This is a genomic window from Methylobacterium sp. J-092 (assembly GCF_022829325.1).
Classification (GTDB): domain Bacteria; phylum Pseudomonadota; class Alphaproteobacteria; order Rhizobiales; family Beijerinckiaceae; genus Methylobacterium.
Genome location: NZ_JAKSXU010000062.1, coordinates 1 through 12160, shown reverse-complemented (window position 1 = coordinate 12160; position 12160 = coordinate 1). Strand labels below are relative to the sequence as shown.

Here is a 12160-nt window from a genome sequence, read left to right as displayed (position 1 = left end):
AGCGTGCCGGTGCCGAAGGGCGTCGGCCCGGTCTCCGGCCGGCTGCTGCTGACGCAATGACGACGGGCCCCCTTCACCGCCGACGGGATGGAGCCTCATGCTCGCGCTGATCCTCGATGATGCGGAACTCAACAACCTGCTCGTCGTCCAGGCGCTGAAGCCCGTGCCCGACTGCGAGCCGGTCGAGTTCACCTGCCCCGTCGCGGCGCTGGCGTTCCTGCGCGACAACGTCGAGCGCATCGGCATCGCCATCACCGACTACGACATGCCGGGGATGACCGGGCTCGAGTTCATCGCGGCCGCGCGCGGCGTGGCGGGCTTCGCGCACGTGCCGATCGTCATGGTGACGAGCATAGACCAGCGCACGGTCCGCCGTCAGGCGCTCGATGCCGGCGCCACCGACTTCCTGGGCAAGCCGTTCGACCCCGCCGAGATCCGGGCGCGCGTCGGCAACCTGATGAAGATCAGCCACGCCCACCGCCAGGAGCAGGACCGCGCGGCGTGGCTGGCGCGCGAGGTCGCCGCCGCCGTCTCGGTGATCGAAGCGCGCGAGCGCGAGATCATCGACCTCCTGATGCGCGCGGCCGAGCACCGCGACACCGACACCGGCAACCACATCGCGCGGGTCTCGACCTATGTCGGCATCATCGCGAAGAACCTCGGCTTCGACGCCGAATATTGCCGGCTCCTGAGCCTCGCCTCGACCATGCACGACGTCGGCAAGATCGGCGTGCCCGACGCGATCCTGCTCAAGCAGGGCGCGCTCTCGGTCGACGAGCGCAGCGAGATGGAGAAGCACGCCGAGCGCGGCCGCCGCATCCTCGAAGGCAGCACCTCGAACGTGGTTCAGCTCGCCGCCGAGATCGCCGCGAGCCACCACGAGCGCTGGGACGGCACCGGGTATCCGGCGGGCCTGGCCGGCGAGGCGATCCCGCTGTCGGGCCGCATCGTCGCCGTGGCCGACGTGTTCGACGCCCTGGTCTCGGAGCGGCCGTACAAGGAGGCCTGGTCGCTCGAGAAGGCGCGGGCGCTCCTGTCCGACAACGCAGGCTCGCACTTCGACCCGGCCTGCGTCGCGGCGTTCCTGGCCGGCTGGGGCGAGGTCGAGCGGCAATGGCTGCACGCAGCTGCTTGACCGGAGATACGATCATTCCAGTGTGACAGCTATTCAGGGACAGGTGTTTGCTACAAAAACCCGCTCCCCGAATGCCCCTTGAAGGCGTTCGCCCGGCGGATGTAGCCGACCACCGTGCGCGGATCGCGGTGCCCTGACTGATCCATGATCCGGGCGAGGTCCGCACCGCGCTCGGCCGCAGACGTGATGTAACCGGCCCGCAGCGAGTGCGCCCCGAACGTAGAGGCATCGAGTCCAGCCGCGGTGCAGTAGCGCTTGATGATGCGCTCCACGGTCTTGTCGCCGAGCCTGTCAGCCTCGACACGCCCTGCCTTGTTGACTGGCCGGAACACCGGCCCTGCCGTGATCCCAGCAGCATCAAGCCATTCCCGCACCATGGCGACGGGTCGGATGAACCGCCCGGTCGGGATCGCCTTCTCGAAGCCCTGCCCTTCCTGATCAACCTTGGACCGCCGTACTAAGACGCGCATGCCCTCGGGCTCCTCGCGGAGGTCGGCCACGTCCAGGGCTACCAGCTCGGATCGGCGGAAAGCGCCAGCGAACCCAAGGGCCAGCAGCGCCCGATCGCGCTTACCCGTAAGGGTGTCTGGCGTCCGCATCAGGATCGCAGCCATGATGTCGGCGGTGGCCGCCACCTTCTGAGTCGGGCGTGTGCCGACCTCTCGCCGGATACCGCGCAAGCCTTCTCGTAGACCCTCGTCGTCGGTCGGGTCCGGCTGGCCGGCGAGCTTGTGCGCGTACCGGATCGCGGCGAGCCGCCGGCCGATGGTCGATGCCTTCGCTCCCGCAGTCGCCTCGTGCGTGAGAAATTCGAGCACGGCGAGCGGCGACGCTGGCATCGTCTGAAATCCGAACTTCGAGCACCACGCTGAGAACAGGCGGATGTCGCTGGCATAGGCCCGCTGCGTGCTCTTGGCCTTGCCGGCGCGCTGGAATGCCCGTGCCTGATCCGAGAGGCCTGCAACGATCGGCAAAGACGCACGCGGGCCCGGATCGTGAGATTTCAGCGCCGACATGACATCGTGTCCGATAACTGTCCTTCTCAGACACTATCACGCCGGCTATGGTCGCGCGATCATCATTCCATCGTACCGCTATCATCACACCACGAAAATGTGGCGACGGTGGCGTACCAGACAGCATCCCTCGACGCCTCCGCGAAACTATCCGCGATCGTCGGCAGGTAGTCAGAAAGCGGGATGGTGATGCTGGTCTGGTGGTTTTATGCCACCACATTGATAAGAGGGTGACGCCGTAATGGTGAGAATTGTAGGGTTGGCGCAGAGCAAGGGCGGCGTCGGCAAGACGACGACGGCGCTCAATCTTGCAGCCGAGCTACACCGCCGCGGGCACACAGTGACCGTCCTCGATGCGGACCCGGCCGCACATGCCGCCTCGATCGCCGAGGACGGGCAGCTTCCCTTTAAGGTGATGGCCCATCTCCTTGAGGAGGCCGGCGACGCCGCGGTTTCGGCCTGGGTCAGGGCAGTGCGCACACAGGGGACCGACTTCGTGTTGATCGACGCGCCAGGTTCGATGGGCGCGGCGTTCGGGGCTACCATCGCCGTGTCCGACCTCGTGCTGGTCCCGGCCGGCTCGACCGTGTTGGACGTGCGCGGCGCTGCCGAGACGGTCGGTACGATCCGCCGGCATCGAAAGGCGGCAAAACGCGACCGGCCCGACATCCTGATCGTCCCGAGCCGCATCGACCGACGAACCGGGGCCGGGCGTGACGTGGTGGCGACCCTGGCAGCATTGACCGAGCCCGTGGCTCCAACGATCTCCTATCGCGCCATCGTGGCCGATAGCCTCGCGACCGGCGAGTCCGTCCCGTCCGACACACCGTCAGCTGCTGAGTTCTCGGCGCTCGCCGATGCCGTCATGGTCCGCCTCGGGGAGACCCCATGAGCCGCCGTCCGAACGCCTCGCAAGCCCTCGCTCTCAAAGCCGCCGCAGCCGCTGCCCGTGAGGCCGACCAGGATGAAGACGAGGCTGTTGCAGCACCGGAGCACGCACCTGTTGCTGATATAGCGCCTCTGCCCGAGGTGCCCCCCGCTGGTCCGACTGACGGAGCGCAGATCGCTGCCGCAAAGCCGATAGGCAGGCCTAAGGGCCGCCGCCCTGTCGCCGCCCGGCAGACGGTCTACCTCGATGACGCTCGGCATGCCGCACTCGCCCGCATCGCCGAGGATCGGGGCCGCTCGATCCACTCCCTTATCCTAGAGGGGATCGATCACGTGATCGAGAAACCCACCGCGAAGGGATGGCAATAGTGCCCTTACAGACGTTTTAAGGTGTCTTAATAATGGTTTTGTGGTGTTTGAAAAAGCCTACGTTAGAACGGACCAGACGCCTTGCGGTCGGTGTGCAAGCCGGGCGAGCTGCGATGATGTGGTACTAGGTAGCAAGCCTACCTGACCGCATCAGCCCTTGTTGCGGGATCGCGGCGCCAGGAGCTTGCGGGACGTAGCGGCACGAATTGCCGCTCGTTCGATGACCGTCCGAGACGCCTTAAAAATCGCGCGGGATGCCTTAGTGATCGCGGCGTGTTCGGCTCGGTGAGCCTCGATCCGATCAGTAAGCGCCTCAGCCTCAAGGGCTATCCAGCTTTCCAAGCGTCGCATCGACCATCCCTTGGGGGTTCGTGGTGGGACGGTACGCTCCTCCCATGGTCGCGCCAACGAAAACGGCGCGTCGGGGTTAAGGGCGCACCGGGGTGTGTTGAGAACGGTTCGGGGGAGGAACCTGGCAGGAACTTAGCTCCAGGCAATGACGGCGCAAACATGAGCCTAGCTGCTACGGCAACACGATCCTGCCCGCTACATCACCACGAGTTCCGCTACCGTGCAGGGGGAGGGGGGGTGATACTGGCCTCGAATTGCTTATCGTGGCTGCAATGCCACGTCCCTCATGCCAGCACCCCGCCAACTGTCAGGCCGTCGGTCGCGGCGGCCCCTGTCGCCGATGCGATGCGGGTACGATCGCCCAGCGGGCCGTAGCGCTCCGCGAGCGCATCAAGGCGAACCAAGCCGAGGGCCTTCCGGCGTATGCCCCACGTGGTCGCGAGCATTCTAAGGGGGCAGTAGGAGCACTGCCCTCCTTGGCTCCCGAGAGCTCGGTGGCATCAGCGTCCCCCCACCATCTTTAAGAACGCCACGCCGGCGGCCGAGGTGACATTGCCGGACCCTGACCACGCTAGTGGTTGAGCCCTGACGGTTGAGTCCGTGTGGGGTTTCGGTTTGAGGCCCATCCTGCGAGTCTGGCGGGATGCGCAGCGGCATCTCCTTCACGCTCTCCAGTTCGGATCGCCTTCGGCTCGAAGCACTGGTTGTGGATCGAAACACGCCGCAGAAGCACGTGTGGCGCGCCCGCATCGTGCTGCTGAGTGCCAATGGGCTCGGGACGCACGCGATCATGCGTGAGGCAAGCGTGTCCAAGACGGTGGTCTGGCGCTGGCAGGACCGCTTCGCGCAGGAGGGCGTCGACGGGCTTCTTCGGGACAAGACACGGCCGGCGCGCATCCCGCCGCTGGGGCCGGAGGTGGCGGCGCGCGTGGTGGCTCTGACGCAAGGAGAACCACCCGGCGAGACCACGCATTGGACGGCCGCCGCCATGAGCAAGGCCGCGGCCATCAGTATCTCGTCGGTGCGGCGGATCTGGCGGGGGCACGGCCTACAGCCGCATCGGGTCCGGCAGTTCAAGCTCTCCACCGACCCGGCCTTCGCCGCCAAACTGCGCGATGTCGTCGGGCTCTTCTGGGTCACAGGGCGGAAGGATCGCGATGGAGGCATTGGTAGCCAATGAGCGAACGCGGCGTGCCCTTACCCGCTACCCGGCTTCTCACCGAAGCGCAGGCTGCATCGTATTGCGGCCTGTCAGCAGCAGCTTTCGCAGCCCGGTGTTCGGTGGCCCCAATCGATTTTGGCGATAGGCGTCTGGATCGGTTTGATCGTCAGGATCAGGGCGCCGCAGTAGTCGACGCGAACCACGCCGACGGTCGGATGCACGCCGAAGAGATCCGTGGCCGTCCAGCCGAAGGCGATGGCGTCCTCGCCGAACCGGTCGAGGAAGTCGATCGCCGCCTCGCGCATCTCCTGCCAGCGCAGCGCCGAGAGCCCGGGACAGGGCGGCACCGTCGGCTTCATGGCCTCAAGCGCGTCGCGCCAGACCTGGACGTCGGAGGGCGTGGGTCGGATCGGTGCGGGTGATACCATGGGTCTCGCCGGAGGTGGGCCGGCGGGGATAAGGGGTGCGGTACGATCGGCGCAACGCGGCCGAGGGCCGCCATCAGTCCTGTGGCGGCGGCCTGCTGGCCAGCACATCCGCGAACGGCCTCGACAGCATCTGCCGCCCGAGTGCTTCGTAAACTTCGACCGACCAGACCGACCAATCGCGTCGCGCACTGCCGAGCATCAGGTCCAGTGCGACCCGTTCAGCGTGGCGGCCCATCAGCGCCCAGGTCGATGGCTTGTCTGTGTAGGCAAGAAAATTCTGATGCTAGGTTGCATTTTAAGCTGTAAACTTATCTGAAGTATCGCAACTATGTCGATGTATCAAATGATAGAATGCTCAGCTATGCGACATAACGCAGTCGGCTGGGTAAATTTAATTAATAATTAACAAATCAAGATGCATTCGAAATGCAATAGTTGCTCGCGATGTAATTGCAATAGTTTGTCTGCCCAACCTCTATCACGATCCCTCGCTTTGACTGTGGCGTGTCACTCCTCCTTGGGCACATAACGGTACATCGCGAAGAGATCGGCCTCACGCCATGAGAGCCCTCCCGAATGAACCTGCGCCGCCTCGGCCGACCCTCCCTGTCACTCCCCATGCGCCTCAGCGTCGTTGGGACCGTGATGGTCGGCATTGCTTCGTTCACGACGATCGGCGTGATCCTACATGAGGTGGAGGCAGACATGACGCAGCACGCGTCCGCTGTGCTGGAGAGCAATATGCGACTGCTGCGGCAGAGCCTTGCTGACGAGGGCGGCTCGCAGCGCTTCGGCTTGATCGATGGACATCTGCAAGTGGGGTCCCATCCCATCGGACCTGAGGACCCTGCCGTTGATCGTGTTCGCGCTATCATCGGCGGGACGGCCACGATCTTCCTCGGCGACCTGCGTGTGGCCACCAACGTAACCAAACCCGATGGGACCCGTGCGACTGGTACACGCTTGGCCCCTGGGCCCGTCTACGACGCGGTGATCAAACAAGGTCGACCCTACCGAGGGGAAGCCGAGATCCTTGGAGTCCCATACTTCACTGCCTACGATCCGATCCTAGCTGCGGACGGAAGTACCCTTGGCATTCTCTACACCGGGGTCGAACGCACCGACCACCTCGCCGTCGTAACTCGGTTGAAGCGGCACTCCGGCCTGATCGGCGCGTTGCTGGCCATCGCATGCAGCGCCGTGCTGTGGTTTTGGATGCGGCGAAGCCTGACCCCTTTGAAGCGACTGGGCGAGGCTATGCGTCGACTTGCGTCGGGCGATGCATCGATCTCCATCGAACACGCTTATCGCCGGGACGAGATCGGCGCGATGGCCGCAGCGGTACAGGTGTTCAAGGACAACCTGATCCGCGCGCGTCAGCTGGAAGCAGACACTGCGGAGGCGCGCTTGGCGTCCGAGGAGCAGCGCAAGGCCGGGATGCGTCAGATGGCCGACGGCTTCGAGGCGGCGGTCGGTGGCATCATTAGCATGGTGTCGTCCTCGGCGACCGAGTTGCAGGCCACGGCCCAGACCATGACCGCGACGGCGACGGAAACGGCGAGCCAGTCCACGACTGTGGCCGCCGCCGCCGAGGAGGCCGCCACCAACGTCAACACGGTGGCCGCGGCGGCCGAGGAGCTTGGCTCATCGGTGCAGGAGATCAGCCGCCAGGTCGATGGCTCGGCAGCTCTGGCGCTGCAGGCTGTTGCCGAAGCCGATCAAACCGGAACGCTGGTGCAGGAGTTGAGCACGGCGGTCTCGCGCATCGGGGACGTGGTCGGCATGATCTCCACCATCGCTGGCCAAACCAATCTGTTGGCGCTGAATGCCACGATCGAGGCGGCGCGGGCTGGTGAGGCTGGACGGGGCTTCGCGGTTGTCGCTGCCGAGGTCAAAGAGCTGGCTTCGCAGACGGCGCGGGCGACTGACGAGATTTCGGGACAGATCGCACGCATCCAGGCGTCCACCGGTCAAGCCGTGACGGCGATCGGTGGCATCGCCGGGCGGATCCAGGAGATCAGCGCGGTTGCGACCTCGATCGCGGCCGCCGTGGAGGAGCAGGGCGCGGCAACACAGGAGATCGTTCGCAACGTCAGCCAAGCGGCGATGGGAACTGGCGAGGTCACGAGTAACATCGCCGGCGTGGCGGGTGCGGCGGAGGAGACGGGGGCGGCTGCAAGCCAGGTGCTGGGTGCGGCCTCGGAGCTGTCGCGTCAGGCCGAGACCCTCACGGCCGAGGTCGGACGCTTCCTCGCTACTGTACGGGCCGCGTGAGATGGCGGCATCCTAAAAAAGCGACGGGGATACCTTCCATCGTTCGGGGATTTGGAACCACACGCCTGCTTACGTGCCTACCGGTTTCCCGGACAGGATAATCTTAGCCCGCTCGGCTCATGCCGCAGCGGGCTTCTTTTTGCCCACAATGATCACGGTGTGGTCGGATGCGCCGCCATGATGACGCCCGCGACCGCGATCCGAAACGTCTTCTCCTGCGGACCAGGGCGGCTCGCGAGCATGTCCCGGTTGATGGTCAGGGCGACGAGCGCCGCCACGTCAAGGCTGTGACCGCTGGCGAAGCGGTAGGGGCCGGCCGCGGGGTTGCGCATGTAGGCGTCGATCGCCGCAACGATCTCGTGGCTGGTAATGTGGCCGGTCCTGCGCAAGTCGGCGATCGTAGAGAGTCTGCCGTGCATGGCCGCGCTGATCAATCCCTGACGTTGACTTAGCCGTGCCTGCCGGCCGACATGCCATGTCCGGCTATGGCGCGCCCTATGGCGAGTCGTGAGCCGGCAGAGACAAGGGACCAAGGCCGCGAGAAAGACCTAAGCCCAAAACGCCAACGGCCCCACCCCTGCAAGGGTGAGGCCGTCGAAATCGATGAGGTCCGGGGACCGGTTTGCAACTCCCCAGACATCATAGCTCCCGCCGGGAGTCAATCGGGATCATTTCCCGAGACGATGGCGCTTTGCCTTTTGCCGGGGACGGTGGACGCCGAGCCCCCTGCTTTGACGCGGCCCAAGCAGGGCTGTGACCGATGAACTATGCCTACGAGATCCGCCGACAGGCGGAGGCAGCCCCGCGCGCCGCGCTGCCGGCTGTCGCATCCGCGCTGTGGAAGGCGTTCGGGGATGGGCACCTGTCTGAAGCCGAAGCCGAGGCGCTGTCTGGGCTGATTGAGGCGCGGCAACTGTCAGGAACTGAACGATCCGCCGAACAGGTCGAGAACCGTACAGGAAGCCCCAGGAGCCGCGCCGGCACTCGGCCGCGTACGGATGCCTCGATGGCTCGCCGACGGCGCTGGGCGGCCTCTGGGCGGCTGCCTCCGGCTATTTCGGCACGGTTTACCCTGGCTGAGCAGGCGGTGCTCTCGCTCGTCGCGGCCGAGACTGCCCGGCGGGGCGACTGCCGCCTCGCCGTCGGACATCTCGCGGCGATCGTCGGCGTCGCTGAGACCACCGTGCGCAACGCGATCCGGGAGGCGCGCAAGCTCGGGCTGGTGACGGTCGAGGAGCGGCGCGTGACGGGCTTCCGCAACGACACGAACGTGGTCCGCATCGTGTCGGCCGAGTGGACGGCTTGGCTACGGCTGGCGCGGAAGGGGCCGGTGCTCCATCTTCACCCCGCCCCCGCAGAGGGGGGAGGGTGCAAATCTGCGAAGCGCACGCCTACTGATGTTTCCTACCCTGTGAAATCAGGGGCTCGGCACCCTCAGAAGGGCTGCCGACCAGCGGTGGGCAACCTCGTGGACAGAGCCCCATCCGAGATCCGCGCGACGGGTAGAGCCGGCCGAGCTATGCGGTAGCCGCACGCGGGCGTTCGCCATGCCGGACGGGTCTTCGGCCTTGCGGGATGCTATGCAGCCGAGCTCTCGACGCTTGCGCGCCGGCGACGGTCGCGAACGTCGTTAGGTCGCTCGGTACAGGGAGCACGCGACGACAGGCCGATGCGGGCCAGTTCCCTGCATCGTGCCCGTGACGCCTCGGGTCGGGTTGGTTGCGTGAAGGTCGATGCAGCGGGGAACAGGAACCGCCGGCGCCGGCTTATGGCCTGCTCTTTGCCATCTTACTGTAGCCGGTGCGGATCGGCGTTTGCCCTGATCCAGCGTGGCGAGAGGATGTCGCCGTCCTCGGTGATGATCCAGGGCTGCGCGTCGTCGGCCTGGATGCTTTCGGCCGCAGCCACAAGGGCTTCGCGCAGTGTGGAGAACGCCTGCCCGTGTGCAGTATGAGCCGGCGCGCCGGACGGCCAGACAGTCAGCTCGGCACGCTTATCGAGGTCGGCGAGTACCATGCTGATGCTCCGGTTCATCGCAGAAGCGGAGATGTTTACCGCTGCACCATGATCGGCATGTGGCGATCTGGTTACTGAACCGTGTCGCTGCCGTCACGGGGATGTGAAGTCGAGTTTGCTTCAGCAATGGAATGCCGGTTTTGCGTCGATCAGCCTGCCCACCACGGACGCGCGACCACGCGACAGCACCTGAACCATGTTTCTGATGCCGCATCGACAAGCACGCCATTTTGTCCTGTCACACCACCTCCCTCAGGTGGCGAGCAAGCCAAAAACTGCTTCATAATAGATGCCAGGGCGAAGGAGACGCCGATGGATCTGTCAGATTTCAGGATTGGATCAGAGTTCACATGTTCCGGCCGGCGCTACCGCTGCACCGACATCGGCACACGCACGGTGCTCGCGATCCAGGTGGATGAAGCGACGATCGCCAGCAAAGAGCTTGGCGAGCCGGTCACGACTCGGCTGGTATCCCGACAGGAGGCTGAAGCGATCGGATGGTTCACAGGTCCGCCGTACAGCGTGATCGAACATGTGTTCGACGAAGAGGACCAGGATCTATGTGAGCCAGTCTGATGCCGGCAAGGCTGCGATCATCGACGGCGTTCCAGGCGATCGCTGGCCCGGGGCTCATATTCAGCCAACACCGTAAGCTCGATGCATCATGGGAGGGGTTACACTCTTTCCGCCCAACGCCGGACGATCCGAGGTGCCCGATCTGGCAGGTATGGGCAGCGGCATCCAGTGTGTGTAGTCGTTCCATGACCACCCCCGGTCATCTTCCGGGTGGACGCCCTTGCCACGCATGTCGGCGCGGATGATGTGCATTTCGAACTGAGGGGCGGCGCCCTTCTCGATCCATAGGCCGGCAACGAACCGTTGCCCGTCCCGAGGTGCGCTTTTCATACCCTGCCAGCCCACAATTTCCCCCCAACCTCTCCTGTGCCCGCAGGACCAACGAGCTATTGAAGGCGAAGGTCCGCAGTGTCTCGTTATCAGCGGTAGCTACGGTTTTGCTCGGCAAGCGTTTGAGGAACACCAACGGTGACGTACACCCTCCACCGGCTTGCACCCGGTAGTTATGACCTTGCGCTCGATGGGAAAATCGTCGGTAGCCTCGTTCGAAATATCACCGCGGGCGGCGGCGTAAGCGGGTGGCAGGCCGAGCTGCTCGACGCCGTTCCTTCGGATCAACGACCGCCTCCTTTTGAAAGCGTGACACATTCCTTCAAATCGCTGGAGGCGGCGATCGCGTGGTTGGGAGGGGCGACAGTCAGCGAAGCAGTCGATAACGGCTAGCGAAGCCGTACGGCAAGCTAGCGGCAACCCTGGCAGAGCGATGCGTGGCGGTCAGTAGGGTGGTCAGGACTGATGCCGTGGAATGGTTGACGCCTGCTCCATAGCTGGCCAATCGGCGCTTGGTGGGAGTTCATTTCCGCTGCTGCGTTTCAGCTCGCGCCTTATCGAAGGCCTCGTGCCCCGTGGCTCCTTCGTCATTGCGCGGCGCCTCAATATCGCTGGGCTCCGTAGCGCCGGGCGACAACGAACCCTGCGACCTACCGGTCGCGGGGAGATCTTCGTAGGATCGCTCGCCAGGCGGCGTTTCAGCGGGATCGGTCTCGGGCCGCTTTGAGTCGATCATAGTCGGGACGCTCCCTATCAGTACGACAGCCCCTGCAGGCTGATAGTAGTGGGTATCCAAATCGGCTGAGCCATCACGGAGAAGGGCTCAGACCATAACCACCTCGACGGCCAATCCGCCGCCGCTAACGGTCTGCGGGATGTCGGAGTGATCATAGTACCCCGCCTCGTGCGCCATCGCGTCGAGGGCTGCGATCTCATCCGAGGCCGAGCCGGTCCAAAGGATGGCTCCGGTCGCACGCTGCCTGACCTGAAACACCTTCATCGCACCCCTTCGAACTCGCCGAGAGAACAAGTGCGGCGGTGGTGAACCGTTCCGTGATTTGTTCATAAGAACGTTCATGTAGTGCGAATAGCATCACAACCCTAAGTTTATAAAAATCGCAATCGGCATTTTGATATGCCGCATGAACATTGGCTTGCCGGATTTGTTGGCCTAAATAATCCAAGAAAACCGGTATTCTATTATGCTTCGCTTCTCATTCATTGGCAGAGCCGGTTTGGCCGTTTGCGCCGTCCTGATGCTAGCGCCAGGAGCGTCCGCCCAGACAAAGCCCGGTGAGATCAAGGGTATTGACGCAATGGGGGATAAGAACCGAAGCGCTCAGGACGGTTGGAGCCAAGCCCCGGTGCCTCGGGAAGGGTCAGCGTCGAAGGATGCTGCCGACCCTGGTGGTAACTCGACTGCGGAGAACAAGACCCGGCCTGTTCCTTCTGCGGCTACGACTTACGCTCCTGGCAAAGATCCTCAGGCGCCAGCGGAACAGCAGTCCTCTGGCCCTTCCAGAATGGACCTTGTCGAGCCCGCCAAGTGAGTTCCGGCAAGAATATACGATTACCGGGGGCATTAACGTAACGCCCTCGCCAATCAGCGGCTGAC

At 64.5% G+C, this 12160-nt stretch carries 13 protein-coding genes; 8 read left to right on the top strand and 5 right to left on the bottom strand.

The annotated features are described in order from the left end of the window. The first annotated feature begins 97 nt into the window (after window positions 1–97). Window positions 98–1135: an HD-GYP domain-containing protein gene (locus MKK60_RS05955; RefSeq protein ID WP_243984329.1), complete on the top strand. Its 1038-nt coding sequence runs from the start codon at window positions 98–100 to the stop codon at window positions 1133–1135. Between the two features lie 50 nt (window positions 1136–1185). On the opposite strand, the gene MKK60_RS05950 is transcribed toward MKK60_RS05955, so the two are convergent. Continuing rightward, the gene (locus MKK60_RS05950; protein WP_243984327.1) at window positions 1186–2151 is read right to left on the bottom strand and encodes a site-specific integrase; all 966 of its coding nucleotides are present in this window, start codon (window positions 2149–2151) and stop codon (window positions 1186–1188) included. A 259-nt stretch (window positions 2152–2410) separates the two neighbouring features. Between MKK60_RS05950 and MKK60_RS05945 the strand changes: the two genes are divergently transcribed. The 3 genes from MKK60_RS05945 (at window position 2411) to MKK60_RS05935 (ending at window position 4939) form a co-directional block, all read left to right on the top strand. Continuing rightward, a complete protein-coding gene (locus tag MKK60_RS05945; RefSeq protein ID WP_243984325.1) occupies window positions 2411–3043 on the top strand; it encodes a ParA family protein in 633 nt (210 codons plus the stop codon). Continuing rightward, on the top strand, window positions 3040–3408 hold the full coding sequence (locus MKK60_RS05940; protein ID WP_243984331.1) for a hypothetical protein: 369 nt from the start codon (window positions 3040–3042) through the stop codon (window positions 3406–3408). The genes MKK60_RS05945 and MKK60_RS05940 overlap by 4 nt, the downstream gene beginning before the upstream one ends. Before the next feature lie 994 nt (window positions 3409–4402). Then, entirely contained in the window at window positions 4403–4939 is a 537-nt protein-coding gene (locus MKK60_RS05935; protein ID WP_243984322.1) for a helix-turn-helix domain-containing protein, read from the top strand. A 71-nt stretch (window positions 4940–5010) separates the two neighbouring features. Here MKK60_RS05935 and MKK60_RS05930 read toward each other — a convergent pair whose 3' ends face one another. After that, window positions 5011–5349 carry a hypothetical protein gene (locus MKK60_RS05930; RefSeq protein ID WP_243984319.1) on the bottom strand — a complete coding sequence of 113 codons (339 nt, stop codon included), beginning with the start codon at window positions 5347–5349 and terminating at the stop codon, window positions 5011–5013. 576 nt (window positions 5350–5925) lie between these two features. On the opposite strand from MKK60_RS05930, the gene MKK60_RS05925 reads away from it, so the two are divergent. Beyond that, window positions 5926–7623, top strand: coding sequence for a methyl-accepting chemotaxis protein (locus MKK60_RS05925; RefSeq protein WP_243984317.1), 1698 nt, complete (start codon window positions 5926–5928; stop codon window positions 7621–7623). Between the two features lie 152 nt (window positions 7624–7775). On the opposite strand, the gene MKK60_RS05920 is transcribed toward MKK60_RS05925, so the two are convergent. Beyond that, the gene (locus MKK60_RS05920) at window positions 7776–8057 is read right to left on the bottom strand and encodes a hypothetical protein (RefSeq protein WP_243984314.1); all 282 of its coding nucleotides are present in this window, start codon (window positions 8055–8057) and stop codon (window positions 7776–7778) included. 326 nt (window positions 8058–8383) lie between these two features. On the opposite strand from MKK60_RS05920, the gene MKK60_RS05915 reads away from it, so the two are divergent. Next, complete coding sequence (locus tag MKK60_RS05915; RefSeq protein WP_243984312.1) at window positions 8384–9151, top strand: helix-turn-helix domain-containing protein; 768 nt, start codon at window positions 8384–8386, stop codon at window positions 9149–9151. Window positions 9152–9411: 260 nt separating this feature from the next. Here the strand turns inward: MKK60_RS05915 and MKK60_RS05910 are convergent, their stop codons facing one another. Then, entirely contained in the window at window positions 9412–9639 is a 228-nt protein-coding gene (locus MKK60_RS05910; RefSeq protein ID WP_243984310.1) for a hypothetical protein, read from the bottom strand. A gap of 312 nt (window positions 9640–9951) precedes the next feature. Here MKK60_RS05910 and MKK60_RS05905 point away from each other — a divergent pair, with 312 nt between their 5' ends. Both MKK60_RS05905 and MKK60_RS05900 read left to right on the top strand, forming a co-directional pair. Further along, window positions 9952–10215 (top strand): hypothetical protein, encoded by a 264-nt coding sequence (locus tag MKK60_RS05905; protein WP_243984307.1) that lies wholly within the window; start codon window positions 9952–9954, stop codon window positions 10213–10215. 468 nt (window positions 10216–10683) lie between these two features. Then, window positions 10684–10938, top strand: coding sequence for a hypothetical protein (locus MKK60_RS05900; protein ID WP_243984305.1), 255 nt, complete (start codon window positions 10684–10686; stop codon window positions 10936–10938). Between the two features lie 430 nt (window positions 10939–11368). Here the strand turns inward: MKK60_RS05900 and MKK60_RS05895 are convergent, their stop codons facing one another. Continuing rightward, window positions 11369–11545, bottom strand: coding sequence for a hypothetical protein (locus MKK60_RS05895; RefSeq protein ID WP_243984303.1), 177 nt, complete (start codon window positions 11543–11545; stop codon window positions 11369–11371). Window positions 11546–12160: the final 615 nt, after the last annotated feature.